The organism is Pseudomonas sp. P65(2024) (genome assembly GCF_057480955.1).
This window is the reverse complement of sequence record NZ_JBLIYX010000006.1, coordinates 236,737-254,329: the sequence shown is the minus strand read 5'-3', so window position 1 is coordinate 254,329 and position 17,593 is coordinate 236,737. Positions and strand designations below refer to the sequence as shown.

The following is a 17,593-nucleotide window of genomic DNA, read 5'->3' as shown; positions in this document are numbered from 1 at the left end:
GGGATGCGAGCCCAATAGACGCCGGATAGATTGAAGCAAGCCATCCATTCCATCTGATGAACAGTATTGCAAAAAATGGGGTGACCATAGATTGGTCTTGGCCAAAGTAACCAAAGCCGTTGCGCTCCATTCATCCGGCCCTGCGCTTCGCTCCGGGTTCCCTCACTCCGGCCTTGCTCCCGGGAGGGCCGCGCTGCAGGGCCCATCCTGGGCCCCAGCGCTTGACGGGCATCCATGGCCGTCACCTCCCTCCGCAAGACCTCCGTTCGGCCTCCTGAAGTCGCGAAGTTACGGGCGGCGCCTGGGTTGGCGCAGCTGTCGCTAGTTGCAGCTTAATTAATCTTTCGATCGCATCGCGGGGCAAGCCCGCTCCCACCCAACAGTCGACGTTATATATAATCCTGTAGGAGCGGGCTCGCCCCGCGGAAGGGCTGGAATAGCCAATGCATAATGAACTGTAAAACAACTAACTTCGCATTTCTTGCTCTTGCTCTTGCTCTTGCTTCTAAGCGCGCGATAGTCCAGGCGCCGCCAATTGCGACTTCAGGAGGCCGAGCGGAGTTCTTGCGGAGGGAGGTGACGGCCATGGATGGCCGTCAAGCGCTGCGCCCCAGGATGGGGCGTTCAGCGCGGTCCTCCCGGGAGCAAGAACGGAGCGAGGGAACCCCGAAGCGAAGCGTAGGGGCCGGATGAACGGAGCGGAACGGTTTTGCCTACTTTTGCCAAGAAAAAAGTAGGCCGCCGTAAGGGCGGAAAGGTGACTAAATGTCGTTATCTTCTACGAATGCGCATAAAAAAATCAAAACAATCACCCCGAACCCGAGCCCGAACTACCCCCGAAAAGCCCGAACAAAAACCCCAACAGCCTCCCGCACATGCGCCTCAGCCTCATCCCCACTCAGCGCCTGCGCGCACCCCAGCAACAACCGATAATCCGGCGCCCCCTTCACCAGGCAGAAGAAATGCTCCGCCGCCCGCAACGGGTTGTCGATCCGCAGCAACCCCCGCTGGTCGACACAGTGCAGCAGCGCCGCCATCCCGGCCATCACCCGCTTCGGCCCCGCCTCGTAGAAATACTGCCCAAACCCCGGATCCTGGCTGCCGAGGGCAAAGATCAGGCGACTCAGCTTGACCGCCTCGTCACTGCTGATGAGCGCCTGGAACCCCCGGGCAATGTTCAGCAGCACATCCTCCACCGCCACCCCTTCCGGATACTCGAACATCAAGTCAGGCAACTGGTTCTGGCAGGTGGCCATGACCGCCGCGCCGAACAGCGTCTGCTTGTCGGTGAAATGGCTGTAGACGGTGAGTTTGGAAACACCTGCCGCCGCCGCGACCGCATCCATGCTGGTGTTGGCATAGCCAAGGCTGAGGAACAGGTGCTTGGCGGCTTCGAGAATGGCCTCGCGCTTGGCCAGGTCCTTGGGCCGGCCTGGGCCGATGGGTGCGTCGTTGGACATGAGGGACCGCATTCAATGTGAAAGAGGCACATCTTACCGGGTCGAGAAGGTGTCGGCTGCAGCATCCGTCGCAACACTATTATGGATTTTCTCTAACGCGCCCGCTTCCCCGGCCAGGTTCGCTGACTTAATATACTCGCCAGTATAAATATTCGATGCGCCCTCTGCCAAAGGTCATTCATCATGTTGCGTCGTGCGTTGTCCCTCGCTCTGCCGGCAGCCGCCGTGCTTCTGCTCTCCGCTTGCGGCCAGGAGGCCGCTTCACCTGTCGCGCCGCGCCCGGCGCTGGTGGTCCAGCCGCACCCCGCGCAGGCCTCGGCCGACAGCTATCCAGGCGAGGTGCGCGCGCGCTTTGAACCCGAACTGGCGTTTCGCATTGGCGGCAAGGTCAGCAAGCGCTTGGTGGAAGAGGGGCAGCGGGTCAAGGCCGAGCAGCCGCTGGCCGAACTCGATCCCCAGGACGTGCGCCTGCAACTGGAGGCCAACCGCGCCCAGCTGGCGGCGGCCGAGGCCAACCTGGCGCTGGTGCGCGCCGAGCGCGACCGCTACCAGAAGCTACTGGGCCGGCAGATGGTCAGCCGCTCCCAGTTCGACAACGCCGAGAACCTCTACCGTGCCGGCCAGGCGCGGCTGAAGCAGGCCAAGGCCGAGTTCGAAGTGGCCGGCAACCAGGCCGAGTACGCGGTGCTGCGCGCGCCCCAGGCCGGGGTGATTGCCAAGCGCCAGGTCGAGGTGGGCCAGGTAGTGGCCGCCGGGCAGACCGTGTTCACCCTCGCCGCCGACGGTGAGCGCGAAGTGGCCATCGGCTTGCCCGAGCAGCAGTTCGCCCGCTTTGCCGTCGGCCAGGCGGTGAGCGTGGAACTGTGGTCGCATCCTGACCGGCGTTTCGAGGGACTGATTCGCGAGCTCTCTCCGGCGGCGGACCCACGTTCGCGGACCTTTGCCGCACGCATCGCCTTCACCTCCAATGCCACGCCGGCCGAGCTCGGCCAGAGCGCCCGGGTGTTCATCGATCATGCCGAACGCTCGCCACTGGCGGTGCCGCTCTCGGCGGTGACCGCAGAGGCCGGGCAGGCCTATGTCTGGCGGGTCGGCAAGGATAATCGCCTGGAGCGTGCGCAGGTGCGCCTGGGCGCCTATGGCGCCGACAGCGTGCCGGTGCTCGAAGGACTGCAGCCCGGCGACTGGGTGGTCGCCGCGGGCGGTCATGTTCTGCGCGAAGGGCAACAGGTGCGGCCTGTGGACCGCAGCAATCGTGAAGTGAACCTGGCGGCCAAGGAGTAAGTCCCGATGGGTTTCAACCTTTCCGCCTGGGCGCTGCGCAATCGCCAGATCGTGTTGTTCCTGATGATCCTGCTGGCGGCGATCGGCGCCATGTCTTACACCAAGCTGGGGCAGAGCGAAGATCCACCCTTCACCTTCAAGGCCATGGTCATCCGCACCCTGTGGCCCGGGGCGACCGCCGAGGAAGTGTCGCGCCAGGTCACCGAGCGCATCGAGAAGAAGCTGATGGAGACCGGCGAGTACGAGCGGATCGTCTCGTTCTCGCGGCCCGGTGAGTCCCAGGTCACCTTCATGGCCCGTGACTCGATGCATTCCGCGGATATTCCCGAGCTGTGGTACCAGATCCGCAAGAAAGTCGCGGACATCAAGCACACCCTGCCGCCCGAGGCGCAGGGGCCGTTCTTCAACGACGAGTTCGGCACCACCTTCGGCAACATCTATGCCCTGACCGGCGCCGGCTTCGACTATGCCGTGCTCAAGGACTACGCCGACCGTATCCAGATCCAATTGCAGCGGGTCAAGGACGTGGGCAAGGTCGAGTTGATCGGCCTGCAGGACGAGAAGGTCTGGATCGAACTGTCCAACGTCAAGCTGGCCACCCTGGGCGTGCCGTTGGCCGCCGTGCAGCAGGCGCTGCGCGAGCAGAACGCGGTAAGTACAGCGGGCTTCTTCGAAACCGCAAGCGAGCGCCTGCAACTGCGGGTCAGCGGGCGCTTCGACAGCGTCGAGCAGATTCGCCAGTTCCCCATCCGCGTCGGTGACCGCACCTTCCGCATCAGCGATGTCGCCGACGTGCAGCGCGGTTTCAACGACCCACCCGCGCCGCGCATGCGCTTCATGGGCGAGGATGCCATCGGCCTGGCGGTGTCGATGAAGAACGGCGGTGACATCCTGGTGCTCGGCAAGGCCCTGGAAGCCGAGTTCGCCCGCCTGGCGCAGAGCCTGCCGGCGGGCATGGAGCTGCGCAAGGTGTCCGACCAGCCGGCGGCGGTGAAGGCCGGGGTCGGCGAGTTCGTGCAGGTGCTGATCGAGGCACTGGCGATTGTCCTGCTGGTGAGCTTCTTCTCCCTGGGCCTGCGTACCGGCCTGGTAGTGGCGCTGGCGATCCCACTGGTACTGGCCATGACTTTCGCCGCCATGCACTACTTTGGCATCGGCCTGCACAAGATCTCGCTGGGGGCGCTGGTACTGGCCCTGGGGCTGCTGGTGGACGACGCGATCATCGCGGTGGAGATGATGGCGATCAAGATGGAGCAGGGCTACGACCGGCTCAAGGCGGCGAGCTACGCCTGGACCAGTACCGCGTTCCCGATGCTCACCGGCACCCTGATCACCGCCGCCGGTTTCCTGCCGATCGCCACGGCGGCTTCGAGCACGGGGGAGTACACCCGCTCGATCTTCCAGGTGGTGACCATTGCCCTGCTGACCTCCTGGGTCGCCGCGGTGGTGTTCGTGCCTTACCTGGGCGAGCGCCTGTTGCCGGACCTGGCCAAGCTTCACGCGGCCCGCCATGGCGCCGACGGGCATGCCCCCGACCCCTATGCCACGCCGTTCTACCAGCGCGTCAGGCGGGTGGTGGAGTGGTGCGTGCGGCGGCGCAAGACGGTGATCGTGCTGACCATCGCCGCGTTCGTCGGCAGCATCCTGCTGTTCCGTTTTGTGCCGCAGCAATTCTTCCCGGCCTCCGGCCGGCCGGAGCTGATGGTCGACCTGAAACTGGCCGAAGGCGCTTCGCTGAACAACACCGCCGAACGGGTCAAGCAGCTGGAGGCGCTGCTCAAGCAGCAGGACGGCATCGCCAACTATGTCGCCTACGTCGGCACTGGCTCGCCGCGCTTCTACCTGCCGCTGGACCAGCAACTGCCGGCGGCGAGCTTTGCCCAGTTCGTGGTGTTGGCCAAGTCGCTGGAGGACCGTGAGCGTCTGCGCAGCTGGCTGATCGGCACCCTCGAGCAGCAGTTCCCGGACCTGCGCTCGCGGGTCACGCGCCTGGAGAACGGCCCGCCCGTGGGCTATCCGGTGCAGTTCCGCGTCACCGGCGAGCACATCGAGAAGGTCCGCGCCCTGGCTCGCGAGGTGGCGGCCAAGGTGCGCGAGAACCCCCATGTGGTCAACGTGCACCTGGACTGGGAAGAGCCGAGCAAGGCGGTGTACCTGGATATCGACCAGGACCGTGCCCGGGCGCTGGGAGTGAGCACCGCGCACCTGTCGAGCTTCCTGCAGAGCTCGCTGACTGGCAGCAACGTCAGCCAGTACCGCGAGGACAACGAGCTGATCGAGATCCTCCTGCGCGGCACCCCGGAGGAGCGGCGCGAGTTGGGTAACCTGGGCAGCCTGGCGGTACCCACCGACAACGGCCAGAGCGTGGCCCTGTCGCAGGTGGCGACCCTGGAATACGGCTTCGAGGAAGGCATCATCTGGCACCGTAACCGCTTGCCCACTGTCACCGTGCGCGCCGATATCTACGACAAGGAGCAGCCGGCGACCCTGGTCAAGCAGATCCAGCCGACCCTGGCCCAGATCAAGGACGAGTTGCCCGATGGCTACCTGCTGGAAGTGGGCGGCACAGTGGAGGACTCCGAGCGTGGCCAGCGCTCGGTGAACGCCGGCATGCCCTTGTTCATCGTGGTGGTGCTGAGCCTGCTGATGATCCAGCTGCGCAGTTTCTCGCGGATGTTCATGGTGTTCCTCACCGCGCCCCTGGGGCTGATCGGCGTGACCCTGTTCCTGCTGGTGTTCCGCCAGCCGTTCGGCTTCGTCGCCATGCTCGGGACCATCGCCCTGGCGGGGATGATCATGCGTAACTCGGTGATCCTGGTAGATCAGATTGAACAGGATATCGCCGCCGGGATGGCGCGTTGGCAGGCGATCATCGAGGCCACTGTGCGGCGCTTCCGGCCGATCGTGCTGACCGCGCTGGCGGCGGTGCTGGCGATGATTCCGCTGTCGAGGAGCGTGTTCTACGGGCCGATGGCGGTGGCGATCATGGGTGGGTTGATCGTCGCCACGGTGTTGACCCTGTTGTTCCTGCCGGCGTTGTATGCGGCGTGGTTCAGGGTCAGGAAGGACTGACAACATCGCGGGTCAAGCCCGCTCCCACGGTGGGAGCGGGCTTGACCCGCGATCGGAACCGACGCCTCAGAGTGCGCCGAACACCTTCTTGGCCAGGCTGGTCGCGGCACCGGCCGGGTTCTGGCGAATGCTCTCTTCCTGCTTGGCGATCATCTCGAACAGACCGTCCAGCGCCTTCTCGGTCACGTAGTTCTCGATGTTGGCGCTCTTGGCGTCGACCACGCCCAGGCCTGCGGCCTGCCCGGCGAAGTTGTTGTACTGCTGGGCCAGGCCGACCTTGTCGGTGGCCTGCTTGACGATCGGCAGGAACTTGGCGCGGATCTGCTCGCGGCTGCTCTTGTTCAGGTACTGGGTGGCCGAGTCCTGGCCGCCGCTGAGGATGCCTTTGGCATCGGTCACGGTCATCTTCTTCACCGCGTCCACCAGGATCGCCTGGGCTTGCGGCACAGCGGCCTCGGCGGCCTTGTTCATGCTGGTCTCCAGGGCTTCGACCTGTTCACCCTTGCCGAACATCTTCATGGCCTTGGCGGCCTTGCCGAGGTTGCCCGGCAGCTCGATGCGCACGTCGGGGTTGTTGCTGAAACCGCCGGGGGTGCTCAATTGCTTGACGGCGATCTGCGCGCCTTGGGTGAGGGCGTCCTTCAGGCCGCCGGAGGCGTCGCTCTGGGACAGGTCGCCCAGCGACAGGGCCAGGGCGCTGGCCGACAGCAGCAGGCCGGCGCACAGGGTGGTGAAGCGCAAGGAGGAGCGAATCATGGGGATTTCCTTATGGGCAGAATGGAGCAGGTTCAGCGTATCGGGTAGACCGGGATCGGGCCAGTTCACTCAACCGCCACAGGTTCCGGTGTTTCATCGCGGTGCAAGGCTACCTGGCGGATCGACAGGCGCAGCTCCGCCGACAGTACCCGCTTGGCCACGCCTTCGGCCAGCTCGGCGAGCTTGTCGTGGTAGCCCAGCTTGCCATCGGTGTCCGGCTGCAGCACGCCTTCGCGCACCAGTGTCTGGATGAAGTGGCGGAACAGGGTCTTGTCGAAGAACTCCGGGGCGTTCAGGCCATGCAGGATCGACAGGCGCTGGGCCATCATCACACACAGCTCCTCCAGCTCCTCGGCACTCAGCGTGTGCTGGCCGCTGTTGAGCAGCAACGAGGTGGCCATGTAGAAGCGCTGCAGGGTCTGGGTGATGGTGCGCGCCAGCAGCGTCAGCAGGACGAACTGCCGCGAGCTGGGGGCCGGGCGCATGTAGATGTCCTGCTCCCGGCGTAGCAGCCCCTGCTCGACCAGCGCTGTCAGCCATTGGTCGATCACCTCGTCCAGTTGCTCGGGCGTCCAGCGCAGGAACAGCTCGGCCTGCAGGTACGGATACAACGCTCGCACGTACTGGCCCAGCAGGTCGCGGCTCATGCGCGAGCTGCTGAGGAAGAAGCTCGCCAGCAGCCCCGGTAGGGCGAAGATGTGCAGCACGTTATTGCGGTAGTAGGTCATCAGCACCGCGTTGGCTTCGTCCAGGTAGAGGATCCGGCCCAGCGCATCCTTCTGCTCGGCCAGCAGGTCCATGCCCAGCACGTGGTCGATCAGCGCCTTGCCGTCACCTTCTGGCAGGGTGGTGTGCGGCGAGTAGGGCACCTGGCGCAGCAGGGTCAGGTACAGGTCGAGCACGCGGGTCAGGGCGCGCTCGTCCAGGGCCAGGCGGCTGGTCGACAGCAGGGCCAGAGCCACCAGGTTGACCGGGTTGATCGCCGCAGCTTCGTTCAGGTGACGGGCGACGGTCTCACCCAGGCGGGTGGTGGTGTCGTTGAGCCAGGCCGGTCGGAACTGCGGGCCGAGCGGCTGATCGCGCCAGCCGGGCTGCTGTTCGTCGAGGAAGCTATTGAGGCGGATCGGCTCGCCGAAGTTGACGTAGACCTGGCCGAAGCGCTGCTTGAGCGCGCCGATGACCTTGAAGATGTCGAAGATCGATTCTTTCTTCTTGCTGGCGCCGCGCAGTTCGCCCAGGTAAGTGCGGCCTTCGAGGACCCGCTCGTAGCCGATGTACACCGGGACGAAGACGATCGGCGTGCGCGAGGAGCGCAGGAAGCTGCGCAGGGTGATCGCCAGCATGCCGGTGCGCGGCTGCAGCATGCGCCCGGTGCGCGAACGGCCGCCCTCGACGAAGTACTCCACCGGGAAACCCTTGGTGAACAGGGTGTGCAGGTACTCGTTGAACACCGCGGTGTACAGCGGGTTGCCCTTGAACGTGCGGCGCATGAAGAAGGCGCCGCCGCGGCGCAGCAGGCCGCCGATCACCGGCATGTTGAGGTTGATGCCGGCGGCGATGTGCGGCGGCGTCAGGCCATTGCGGAACAGCAGGTAGGACAGCAGCAGGTAGTCGATGTGGCTGCGGTGGCAGGGCACGTAGATCACCTCGTGACCGGGGGCGATGCCCTGCACCTGCTCAATGTGGTTGACCTTGATGCCGTCGTAGATCTTGTTCCAGAACCAGCTGAGCACCACTTCGAGGAAGCGGATGGCGGTGTAGGTGTAGTCCGAGGCGATCTCGTTGCCGTAGTGCAGCGCCTTGGCCTCGGCCTTGGCGTAGGGGATCTTCTCGCGGTCGGCCTCGTCGCTGATGGCCTGGCGCACCAGCGGGTCGTGCACCAGGCCCTTGACCAGGTTGCGTCGGTGCGAGATGTCGGGGCCGATCACCGCGGTCTTCAGGTTGCGGAAATGCACGCGCATCATGCGCTGGGCCATGCGCACGGTGCGCTCGTGGCCCTTGTTGTGCTGCACCAGTTCGCGCAGGTGGATCGGCGCGGAGAACTGCACCCGGGTCTTGCGCCCCAGGATCAGCACGCTGAGCAGGCGGCGCAGGCGGCCGGTGACGGCCCAGCTGTCGGCGAACAGCAGCTTCCACGGACTCGACTCGCTGGCGGGGGTCTGGCCCCAGAACACGCTGACCGGAATGATTTGCGCGTCTTCCTCGGCGTGCTGGCTGATCGCCGCAACCAGGCGCTCCAGCGTCGGTGGCGCGCCGCGTTTGTCCTGGCGGCCGAGCCAGTCAGGCTCGGGGGTCAGGTAGAAGAACGCCGCAGGCTCCTGCAATGGGCCGACAGCCACCGGCAGCACTGGGCGTGGCAGCCCCGCCTTGGTGCACTCGTGGTCGATCACGGCCAGGTCGGTGAGCGACGGCGAGGAGAGGGCGTAGAACACCGGTCGGCTACGGTCGAGCTTGAGCGTCAGCGAGGATTGGTTGATGGTTTCGGAGCGCACCCACAGGTAGAGAACGCGACGCAGGGCGCCGAAGATGAGGCGGCGCAGGGGAGAACGGGTCATGGGGTGGGGCCCTGGGTGAAAGTTTTCGTGTTTTACAGCCCGTTAGTCTGCCGTATCTGCGTAAGTTCAGCAAAATTCGGCCAAAAATGACCCTGTCATGAATTTTTTTTGTTCCCTGTCATATACTCGGCCTGCCGCTTGCAGGATATTTGTGCAAGCTGCGTCGGCGCGGATGGTGAACCCGCGCCAGCAAGGCGATCTTCAAAATAAAAATCCGGAGTAGTTCAGATGTCGTCTCGTGAGACTGGGAATGTGAAGTGGTTCAACGATGCCAAGGGTTATGGCTTCATTCAGCGCGAAGGTGGTGCGGACGTGTTCGTCCACTATCGGGCTATCCGCGGTGAGGGGCATCGCACCCTGGTCGAAGGGCAGCAGGTCGAGTACGCCCTCGTGCAAGGCCAGAAAGGCCTGCAGGCCGAGGACGTGGTAGGGCTCTGAGCCTCGAGGCTTAACGCTCAAGCTGCAAGTTGACCGTGGAACTTGCAGCCTGATGCGAACGCCTTCAGTGAGTGCGCCAGGTGATTTCCTGTTCACCGTCGGCGCTGATGCGGATCCAACGGTCTGCATCTTCTTCCCCGTCTTCCTCCGTCCAGCTGCCTGGCGCGCAACGCACTTCGACGTTGAGCGCGGCGAATGCCGCCCGGGCGCAGGCGATGTCGTCGGCCCACGGGGTCTGGTCGCTTTCCAGGTACAGGCTGTTCCATTTTCCCACAGCCTTCGGTAACCAAGTGACCGGAATGTTACCGGCCGTGCACTTGAAGGTCTGGCCCTTCTGCTTCCATTCGCTGCACGGCCCCAGGGCCTGGGTGAGCCAGTCGGCGATCTGCTTGTGGTCGACGTCGTCGTCCTTGAGGTAGATCTCGATATCGGGTTGACGCATGGGGGGCTCCAGTGTGCTCAGTCTTGGCGCACGAAATAGTCATAACGCATGGAAACGGTGACCTCGAAGGGTTCGGGCTGGTCGATCACCCGCGCGCGCTTCTCGGCGCTGGCGCGCCAGCCGTGCGGGGTCATGGCCAGCAGGTCGGCGCGGGCCTTGGCGTCGGCCAGGGTCAGGCGGAACTCGAGAATCTCGCCGTGGGCGTGGGCCATGCCTTCGGGGACCAGGGCCAGGTGCTTGTCGTCGGCGTAAGGGCGCACTTCATCGTAGAGCACCTCGCGCAGTTCCATCAGGTGGCCGCTGGTTGGGCCGACCCGCATCAGGCCGCCGCCGGGTGCCAGCAGGCGCTTGGCCTCCTGCCAGTCGAGCGGGCTGAACACGCTGGCGATGAAACCGCAGCTGGCATCGGCCATGGGCACGCGGGCCATGCTGGCGACCATCCAGGTCACCTCGGGGGCGCGGCGGCAGGCGCGCTTGACCGCCTCGCGGGAGATATCCAGGGCGTAGCCGTCGGCCGCCGGCAAGGCCTGGGCGATCTGCGCGGTGTAGTAGCCTTCGCCGCAGCCGATGTCCAGCCAGGCCTGGGGCTGGCGCTCGGCGGCCAGTTGCGCCAGGCGCCGGGCCACCGGCGCATAGTGGCCGGCGTCGAGGAAATCGCGGCGGGCTTCGACCATGGCCTGGTTATCGCCCGGATCGCGGCTGTTCTTGTGCTGCACCGGCAGCAGGTTCAGGTAGCCCTGGCGGGCGCGGTCGAAACGGTGGCCGGCGGGGCAGGCCACGCCATTGTCGAGTCGCGCCAGGGGTGCCTGGCAGAGTGGGCAGGCGAGCATCAGGCGAGCAACCGCACCAGGGTCTGGTAGTAGATTTCGGTCAGCAGGTCGAGGTCGCTGGCCAGGATGCGTTCGTCCACCTGGTGGATGGTGGCGTTGACCGGACCGAGCTCGACCACCTGGGTGCCCATGGTGGCGATGAAGCGGCCGTCGGACGTGCCGCCGCTGGTCGACGGACGGGTCTCGCGACCGGTGACCGCCTTGATGCTCGACGACACCGCATCGAGCAGATCGCCCGGCTCTGTGAGGAACGGCAGGCCCGACAGCGCCCAGTCGATGCTCCATTCCAGCTGATGCCTGTCGAGGATCGCCGCGACGCGCTGCTGCAGGCCCTCGACCGTCGATTCTGTGGAGAAGCGGAAGTTGAACAGCGCGGTCAGCTCGCCCGGGACCACGTTGGTGGCGCCGGTGCCGGAGTTGAGGTTGGAGATCTGGAAGCTGGTCGGCGGGAAGAACGCGTTGCCTTCGTCCCAGTGCTCGGCGGCAAGTTCCGCCAGGGCCGGCGCGGCCAAGTGGATCGGGTTGCGCGCCAGATGCGGATAGGCCACGTGGCCTTGCTTGCCGCGCACGGTCAGCTTGGCGCCAAGCGAGCCGCGACGGCCGTTCTTGACCACGTCACCGAGCAGGGTGGTGCTGGACGGCTCGCCGACGATGCACCAGTCCAGGCGTTCGTTGCGTGCCTTGAGGCGCTCGACCACGGCCTTGGTGCCATGGTGGGCCGGGCCTTCCTCGTCGCTGGTGATCAGGAAGGCGACCTTGCCGCGGTGGTTCGGGTAGTCGTGCACGAAGCGCTCGCTGGCCACCACCATGGATGCCAGGCTGCCCTTCATGTCGGCGGCGCCACGGCCGCAGAGCATGCCGTCGGCATCGATCAGCGCCTCGAACGGCTCATGCTGCCACTGCTGCACCGGGCCGGTGGGGACCACATCGGTGTGGCCGGCGAAGCACAGCACCGGGCCATCCTGGGTGCCATGGGTGGCCCAGAAATTGTCGACGTCCTCGATACGCATTGGCTCGAGCTGGAAGCCGACGGCGCCCAGGCGGTTCATCATCTGGGTCTGGCAGTCGGCATCGACCGGGGTGACCGAGGGGCGACGGATCAGGTCGCAGGCCAGTTGCAGGGTAGGCGAGAGCTCGGCTGGGGCCGTCATTGAGGGACTCCGGGGCATGGCAAGGCGGGAAACTGAGGGGCGTTATCTTATATCAAACTGACGGGCCGATGGGGCCGCTGTGCGGCCCTTTCGCGACACAAGGCCGCTCCCACAGGAGTTGCACAGGCCTTCTGGGCTGCGGTGATCCTGTGGGAGCGGCCTTGTGTCGCGAAAGGGGCGCAACGCGCCCCCGGCGATCTCAAGCCTGTTGTGGCTCTGCAACCTTTTCGGAGGGCTTGGGCAACGACGACAGCAACGCCATCACCAGCGCCGCCAGGTATGGCAACGACTGCACCAGCAGCATCGCTACCCAGAAGCGCATGTCCGAACTCGGCAGCCCCTGTACCAGGTAGATCCCCAGTGCAGCACCCCACAGCAACAACATGATGAACAGTTCTTCGCGGGCCTCGGAGATTGCCACCAGCACACCGTGGCTGTCGGCATTCTTTGGCGTGCGGAAGAACGGCATGCTGCTGGTGAAGAACCCGTACAGCACCGCCTTGGCGATGGTGTGCGACAGCGCCAGCCCCGCCAGCGCGGCGGCGAAGGCATCCTTCAGGTTGACGCCTACCGCGCGGCGGTAGAGGAAGACGATCTTGCCGACCTTGAAGAAGAACAGCGCCAGCGGCGGAATGGCGAACATCATCAGCGGCGGGTCGACCCGGTGCGGCACGATGATCATCGCCGCCGACCACAGCAGCGCGCCGACGGTGAAGAAAATGTTCATGCCATCGGCAATCCAAGGCAGCCAGCCGGCCAGGAAGTGGTAGCGCTGGCCACGGGTCAGCTCGCTGCCCTTGCCACGCAGCAGGGCGCCGGCGTGGTGCTTGATGATCTGGATGGCGCCGTAGGCCCAGCGGAAGCGCTGCTTCTTGAAGTCGATGAAGGTGTCGGGCATCAGGCCCTTGCCGTAGCTGTTGTGGGCGTAGGCCGCCGACAGACCCTTCTCGAACACGCGCAGGCCAAGCTCGGCATCCTCGCAAATGCACCACTCGGCCCAGCCCAGTTCATCGAGCACGCTGCGCCTGGTCATGGTCATGGTGCCGTGCTGGATGATCGCGTCACGGTCGTTGCGGGTGACCATGCCGATATGGAAGAAGCCCTTGTATTCGCTGTAGCACAGCTTCTTGAACGCGCTCTCGTGTTGGTCGCGGTAGTCCTGGGGCGATTGCACCACGGCGATCTTCGGGTCGGCGAAGTGCGGCACCATGTGCTTGAGCCAATTGCGGTCGACACAGTAGTCGGAGTCGATCACCGCGATCACCTCGGCGTCCTTGGCCGTGTGCGGGATCAGGTAGTTCAGCGCGCCGCCCTTGAAGCCGGCCAGCGGCGCGACGTGGAAGAACCTGAAGCGCTCGCCGAGCTTCTCGCAGTGGGCCTTGAGCGGTTCCCACACGGCTGGGTCCTTGGTGTTGTTGTCGATCACCAGCACTTCGTAGTCCGGGTAGTCCAGCGCGGCGAGGGCATCCAGGGTCTGCTTCACCATCTCCGGCGGCTCGTTGTAGCACGGCACGTGCACCGAGACCTTCGGGCGATAGGCGCTGTCGCCCTGCACGGGCAGGAACTCACGGCGGCGCTTGTGGATCCACACTGCCTCGGCCAGTTCGTGGGCCTCGGTCAGCAGCACGATGAACACCCCGAGGGCGCCCAGCGCCAGCAGTACACCGACCGTCAGGCTGAACCAGGTGCTGTACTGCTGGCTGTAGTCGTAGGCGATCCACACCAGCACCGACCCGCACAGGAAGGTGATGAAGGTGAGGAAGGTACGCCCGCGCTGGCGCAGGGCCGAGCCGTCGATCAGCAGGATGGCCAGGGCGATCATCGCCAGCACCACCGAGGCCACGGCCAGGGCGCGCCATTGCGGGATCGCCACGATCGGGCCTTCAAAGTTGAATTTCTGCTGGCGCTCGGCGTTGTACACGCCCCAATAGGCGCCCACCGAGCCTTCGTCGCTGGCCTTCCAAGGCTGGTCGTAGGCCTCGATGACGAAGTAGTTGTAGCCGCGGCGGTTGAGGGTGTTGACCAGGGTGCGCAGGTAGATGGCCTGGTCGGCCTGGGTGGCGTCGGCGCCGCCACGCATGCGGCCGTTGCTCGGCCAGCCGACCTCCGAGAGCAGCAGCGGCTTGCGTGGGAATTGCTTGCGCAACTCGCGGGCGCGGTCGAGGACGAACTGCACCGAGTCCTTCATGGGCACGAACTCCCAGTAGGGCAGGATGTGCGCGGCGATCAGGTCGACGTGTTTCGCCAGCTCCGGGTGCTCCTTCCAGATGTGCCACTGCTCACTGGTGGTCACCGGCACCTTGACCGCGGCACGGACCCGGTCGAGGTAGCCGATCAACTGCTCGGCGCTAACTTCCTCGCGGAACAACGCCTCGTTGCCGACGACCACCCGCACCACGCTGCGCGAAGTGTTGGCCAGGCCGATGGCCTTTTCGATCTCCCGCTCGTTGCGTTCCTGGTCGTTGCTGATCCAGATCCCCAGGGTGATGCGCAGGCCAAGCTCCTCGGCCAGGCGCGGCACCTCGGCCTGGGTACCTTCGACGGTGTAGATGCGGATGTTGTCGGTCAGCTTGTTCAGTTGCTCAAGGTCCTGGCGGATCTCATCCTCGCTGGGGTACTGGCCCTTCTGTGGGCTTTGGCCGAGACGGAAGGGCGAGTAGGAAAAACCGGAAATCTGTTCCGGCCAGGCGGGGGCGGATACCGGGCGGTTGATCAAGGCCCAGAACCCGGTGAACAGCGCGGCGATGGCCAGGACCACTACCAGGTTGAGACCGAATTTGCGTGATGGCATAGGTGTTCGAGGTTCCGAAGAGGGGCGCGAGGCGTAGCCGCTGGGGCGTGGGGCCACGGATTCCGAGGAAGGTAACCCGTTGGATTATCGGCAGGGGATGTAGTTCTCAGTCCGCCTGCCTGCCGTCCAGATATAGTTACTTGATAGGACATTAAAGCAGGCTTGGTAGGACTTTTTCCAACCCGTGGCCGCTCTGGCATGTCCTGGCGGCATGATCGGGTGGCGCGCTTTGCCCGCGAACCCATGGCTTGGCCTATAATGCGCGCCGGTTTTTTCGGGGTATCAGCATGAGCACAGAAGATCCACGCTTTGCCGGCGTCGCCCGGCTCTACGGCGACGACGGTTTGCAACGCTTGCGCCAGGCCCATGTGGCCATCGTCGGCATTGGCGGCGTCGGTTCGTGGGCGGCCGAAGCGCTTGCCCGCAGCGGCGTGGGCGAGATCAGCCTGTTCGATCTGGACGATGTCTGCGTGAGCAACACCAACCGCCAGGCTCACGCCCTCGAAGGCCAGGTCGGCCGGGCCAAGGTCGAGGTGATGGCCGAGCGCCTGCGGGCGATCAACCCGGCCTGCACGGTGCACGCGGTGGCCGATTTCGTCACCCGCGAGACCATGGCCGAGCACATCACCGAGCAGATGGACTGCGTGATCGACTGCATCGACAGCGTGATGGCCAAGGCGGCGCTGATCGCCTGGTGCCGCCGCCGCAAGATTGCCATCGTCACCACCGGTGGCGCCGGCGGGCAGATCGATCCGACCCAGATCCAGATCGGCGACCTCAACAAGACCTTCAACGACCCGTTGGCTTCACGGGTGCGCTCGACCCTGCGCCGGGACTACAATTTCTCGCGCAACACCAGCCGCAACTATGGCGTGCCGTGCGTGTTTTCCAGCGAACAGCTGCGCTACCCCAAGGGCGACGGCAGCGTGTGCCTGCAGAAGAGCTTTGTCGGTGAAGGCGTGCGCCTGGACTGCGCCGGTGGATTCGGCGCGGTGATGATGGTGACCGCGACCTTCGGCATGGTCGCGGCGAGCAAGGCCGTGGAGAAGCTGGTGGCCGGGGCGCGGCGGCCTTCTGAGCGGATCAAGGCCGAATAGGTTATCGCGGGCTTGCCCCGCGATGAATCCAACAGCGATTCAGGCTTGGGTAGCGAGTTCGGCCATCTTCAGCAACACTGCATGCAGCCCATTGCTGCGCGACGGAGACAACTGCCGCTCAAGCCCCAACTGGGTAAACCAGGCGCTCAGGTCGAGCGCTGCCAATCGATCGCTCGCCAAGCCCTGCACCCGCACTAGCAACAGTGCAAGCAAGCCGCGCAACAGCCGTGCATCACTAGCGGCTTTGAAATGCCACTGACCCTTTTCTTGTTGGGCCACCAGCCACACCAGGCTCTCGCAGCCATGCACTCGGTTGGCCTCGATCTTCTCGCTGTCGTCCAGCGGCTCCAGCCGATCACCCCATTGCATCAGCAACCGCGCCCGCTGCTCCCAACCGCGCGCTTGCTCGAAGCTCTCCAGCGCCTGGCTGGCCTCGGCCGACAGGCTCATCGCAGCAGCTCCAGGCCCTGATCGAGTGCGTCGAAGAACCGTTGCAGGTCGTCGCTGTCGCTGTAAAGCCCCAGCGACACGCGGATCGCGCCGTCCAGGCCCAGATGCCTGAGCAGCGGCATGGCGCAATGATGCCCGGCGCGCACGGCGATGCCCTGTTCGGTCAGCAGATGGGCAATATCGGCGTTGTGCACCCCGTCAATGACGAAGCTGGCGAGTGCCGCGTGCGGTGAGCCAAGCAGGCGAACCCCCTCGCGATCGGCCAGGCCGCGCACCAGGTGCTGGTGCAAGGTGGCCTCATGGGCGGCCACGGCATTGGCATCAAGGCTGGCCAGGTAGTCCAGGGTGGCGCCCAGGCCAATGACACCGGCGATCGGCGGCGTGCCGGCCTCGAATCCCAGCGGTGCCGGGCGGAAGCTGGCCTCCTGATAGTCCGCCAACTGCACCATCTCGCCGCCGTACTGCCAGTGGCGCAGCAGTGCCAGCGCCTGCTGGCGACCGTACAGCACGCCGACGCCATCCGGGCCGTACAGCTTGTGGCTGGAGAACACATAGAAGTCGCAGTCCAGCTGCTGCACATCGTGGCGCCCGTGGACCACGCCCTGGGCGCCATCGACCACGCTCAGCACGCCCTGGGCGCGGGCATGGGCCAGCAACGGCGCCAGAGGCTGCCAGGTCCCCAGCACATTGGACAGTTGGCTGATCGCCAGCACGCGGGTGCGCGGGCCGATCAGTTGCAGCGCTTGTTCCAGATCTACCTGCCCCAGATCGTTCACCGGCAGTACTACCAGGCGCAGCTGACGTCGGTGGGCCAACTGTTGCCAGGGCAGGAGATTGGCGTGGTGTTCCAACGCGCTGACGACAATCTCGTCACCGGCCTCGAAGCGGTGCTCCAGGCCATAGGCCAGCAAGTTCAGGGCCGAGGTAGCACCATGGGTGAAGACGATCTGCCGCGCGTCGGCGGCATTGAGCCAGGCAGCGAGCTTGTCGCGAGTGCCCTCGAAGGCTTGGGTGGCCAGGGCGCCGGGCAGGTGCTGGGCGCGGTGCACGTTGGCGGCGCCATGGCCATAGTAATGACCCAGGGCATCCAGCAGAGCCTGGGGCTTCTGGGTGGTGGCGGCGCTGTCCAGGTAGGTCTGGTGCTGCCGTTGCAGGGCGCCGATGGCGGGGAAATCGGCACGCCAGGGGGAGGGCTGGAACATGTTAGCGGGGCCTGGAAAGAAAAATCGGGTCTGCCCACAGGCAAAACCTGGGAGCAGACCCGATC

General features: G+C 65.2%; 13 protein-coding genes. 4 read left to right on the top strand and 9 right to left on the bottom strand.

The window, feature by feature from the left end; translation table 11 throughout:
* Nucleotides 1-830: 830 nt before the first annotated feature.
* Nucleotides 831-1,472 carry a TetR/AcrR family transcriptional regulator gene (locus AC25MA_RS11915; protein WP_062361408.1) on the bottom strand — a complete coding sequence of 214 codons (642 nt, stop codon included), beginning with the start codon at nucleotides 1,470-1,472 and terminating at the stop codon, nucleotides 831-833.
* A 171-nt stretch (nucleotides 1,473-1,643) separates the two neighbouring features.
* Here AC25MA_RS11915 and AC25MA_RS11910 point away from each other — a divergent pair, with 171 nt between their 5' ends.
* Together AC25MA_RS11910 and AC25MA_RS11905 are read left to right on the top strand one after the other, a co-directional pair.
* The gene (locus AC25MA_RS11910; protein WP_062361406.1) at nucleotides 1,644-2,744 is read left to right on the top strand and encodes an efflux RND transporter periplasmic adaptor subunit; all 1,101 of its coding nucleotides are present in this window, start codon (nucleotides 1,644-1,646) and stop codon (nucleotides 2,742-2,744) included.
* A gap of 6 nt (nucleotides 2,745-2,750) precedes the next feature.
* Nucleotides 2,751-5,816: an efflux RND transporter permease subunit gene (locus AC25MA_RS11905; protein WP_062361404.1), complete on the top strand. Its 3,066-nt coding sequence runs from the start codon at nucleotides 2,751-2,753 to the stop codon at nucleotides 5,814-5,816.
* A 66-nt stretch (nucleotides 5,817-5,882) separates the two neighbouring features.
* Here AC25MA_RS11905 and AC25MA_RS11900 read toward each other — a convergent pair whose 3' ends face one another.
* Both AC25MA_RS11900 and plsB read right to left on the bottom strand, forming a co-directional pair.
* Nucleotides 5,883-6,572 carry a DUF4197 domain-containing protein gene (locus AC25MA_RS11900; RefSeq protein ID WP_028690693.1) on the bottom strand — a complete coding sequence of 230 codons (690 nt, stop codon included), beginning with the start codon at nucleotides 6,570-6,572 and terminating at the stop codon, nucleotides 5,883-5,885.
* A 65-nt stretch (nucleotides 6,573-6,637) separates the two neighbouring features.
* Nucleotides 6,638-9,127, bottom strand: coding sequence for a glycerol-3-phosphate 1-O-acyltransferase PlsB (plsB, locus tag AC25MA_RS11895; RefSeq protein ID WP_028690692.1), 2,490 nt, complete (start codon nucleotides 9,125-9,127; stop codon nucleotides 6,638-6,640).
* A gap of 228 nt (nucleotides 9,128-9,355) precedes the next feature.
* Here plsB and AC25MA_RS11890 point away from each other — a divergent pair, with 228 nt between their 5' ends.
* Nucleotides 9,356-9,565, top strand: a complete 210-nt coding sequence (locus AC25MA_RS11890) for a cold-shock protein (protein ID WP_011535295.1) — start codon at nucleotides 9,356-9,358, stop codon at nucleotides 9,563-9,565.
* A gap of 64 nt (nucleotides 9,566-9,629) precedes the next feature.
* On the opposite strand, the gene AC25MA_RS11885 is transcribed toward AC25MA_RS11890, so the two are convergent.
* The 4 genes from AC25MA_RS11885 to AC25MA_RS11870 all read right to left on the bottom strand — a co-directional run bounded on the left by AC25MA_RS11885 (nucleotide 9,630) and on the right by AC25MA_RS11870 (nucleotide 14,779).
* Complete coding sequence (locus AC25MA_RS11885; RefSeq protein WP_028690691.1) at nucleotides 9,630-10,007, bottom strand: hypothetical protein; 378 nt, start codon at nucleotides 10,005-10,007, stop codon at nucleotides 9,630-9,632.
* 17 nt (nucleotides 10,008-10,024) lie between these two features.
* Nucleotides 10,025-10,837 carry a putative RNA methyltransferase gene (locus AC25MA_RS11880; protein ID WP_028690690.1) on the bottom strand — a complete coding sequence of 271 codons (813 nt, stop codon included), beginning with the start codon at nucleotides 10,835-10,837 and terminating at the stop codon, nucleotides 10,025-10,027.
* Nucleotides 10,837-11,988, bottom strand: coding sequence for a succinyl-diaminopimelate desuccinylase (gene dapE, locus AC25MA_RS11875; protein ID WP_028690689.1), 1,152 nt, complete (start codon nucleotides 11,986-11,988; stop codon nucleotides 10,837-10,839). The genes AC25MA_RS11880 and dapE overlap by 1 nt, the downstream gene beginning before the upstream one ends.
* Nucleotides 11,989-12,187: 199 nt before the next feature.
* Nucleotides 12,188-14,779, bottom strand: coding sequence for a glycosyltransferase (locus tag AC25MA_RS11870; RefSeq protein ID WP_028690688.1), 2,592 nt, complete (start codon nucleotides 14,777-14,779; stop codon nucleotides 12,188-12,190).
* Between the two features lie 287 nt (nucleotides 14,780-15,066).
* Here AC25MA_RS11870 and tcdA point away from each other — a divergent pair, with 287 nt between their 5' ends.
* Entirely contained in the window at nucleotides 15,067-15,876 is an 810-nt protein-coding gene (gene tcdA, locus AC25MA_RS11865) for a tRNA cyclic N6-threonylcarbamoyladenosine(37) synthase TcdA (RefSeq protein WP_062361401.1), read from the top strand.
* 39 nt (nucleotides 15,877-15,915) lie between these two features.
* On the opposite strand, the gene AC25MA_RS11860 is transcribed toward tcdA, so the two are convergent.
* Nucleotides 15,916-16,326 (bottom strand): SufE family protein, encoded by a 411-nt coding sequence (locus AC25MA_RS11860; RefSeq protein WP_062361399.1) that lies wholly within the window; start codon nucleotides 16,324-16,326, stop codon nucleotides 15,916-15,918.
* A complete protein-coding gene (locus AC25MA_RS11855) occupies nucleotides 16,323-17,528 on the bottom strand; it encodes a cysteine desulfurase (RefSeq protein ID WP_186596857.1) in 1,206 nt (401 codons plus the stop codon). The genes AC25MA_RS11860 and AC25MA_RS11855 overlap by 4 nt, the downstream gene beginning before the upstream one ends.
* Nucleotides 17,529-17,593: the final 65 nt, after the last annotated feature.

What these genes read in the sequence shown, in the direction of transcription:
- AC25MA_RS11890 (WP_011535295.1), top strand. Translation starts at nt 9,356, where the DNA reads ATGTCGTCTCGTGAGACTGGGAATGTGAAGTGGTTCAACGATGCCAAG.
- AC25MA_RS11870 (WP_028690688.1), bottom strand. Translation starts at nt 14,779, where the DNA reads ATGCCATCACGCAAATTCGGTCTCAACCTGGTAGTGGTCCTGGCCATC.
- AC25MA_RS11880 (WP_028690690.1), bottom strand. Translation starts at nt 10,837, where the DNA reads ATGCTCGCCTGCCCACTCTGCCAGGCACCCCTGGCGCGACTCGACAAT.
- AC25MA_RS11885 (WP_028690691.1), bottom strand. Translation starts at nt 10,007, where the DNA reads ATGCGTCAACCCGATATCGAGATCTACCTCAAGGACGACGACGTCGAC.
- AC25MA_RS11855 (WP_186596857.1), bottom strand. Translation starts at nt 17,528, where the DNA reads ATGTTCCAGCCCTCCCCCTGGCGTGCCGATTTCCCCGCCATCGGCGCC.
- tcdA (WP_062361401.1), top strand. Translation starts at nt 15,067, where the DNA reads ATGAGCACAGAAGATCCACGCTTTGCCGGCGTCGCCCGGCTCTACGGC.
- plsB (WP_028690692.1), bottom strand. Translation starts at nt 9,127, where the DNA reads ATGACCCGTTCTCCCCTGCGCCGCCTCATCTTCGGCGCCCTGCGTCGC.
- AC25MA_RS11915 (WP_062361408.1), bottom strand. Translation starts at nt 1,472, where the DNA reads ATGCGGTCCCTCATGTCCAACGACGCACCCATCGGCCCAGGCCGGCCC.
- AC25MA_RS11910 (WP_062361406.1), top strand. Translation starts at nt 1,644, where the DNA reads ATGTTGCGTCGTGCGTTGTCCCTCGCTCTGCCGGCAGCCGCCGTGCTT.
- AC25MA_RS11860 (WP_062361399.1), bottom strand. Translation starts at nt 16,326, where the DNA reads ATGAGCCTGTCGGCCGAGGCCAGCCAGGCGCTGGAGAGCTTCGAGCAA.
- dapE (WP_028690689.1), bottom strand. Translation starts at nt 11,988, where the DNA reads ATGACGGCCCCAGCCGAGCTCTCGCCTACCCTGCAACTGGCCTGCGAC.
- AC25MA_RS11905 (WP_062361404.1), top strand. Translation starts at nt 2,751, where the DNA reads ATGGGTTTCAACCTTTCCGCCTGGGCGCTGCGCAATCGCCAGATCGTG.
- AC25MA_RS11900 (WP_028690693.1), bottom strand. Translation starts at nt 6,572, where the DNA reads ATGATTCGCTCCTCCTTGCGCTTCACCACCCTGTGCGCCGGCCTGCTG.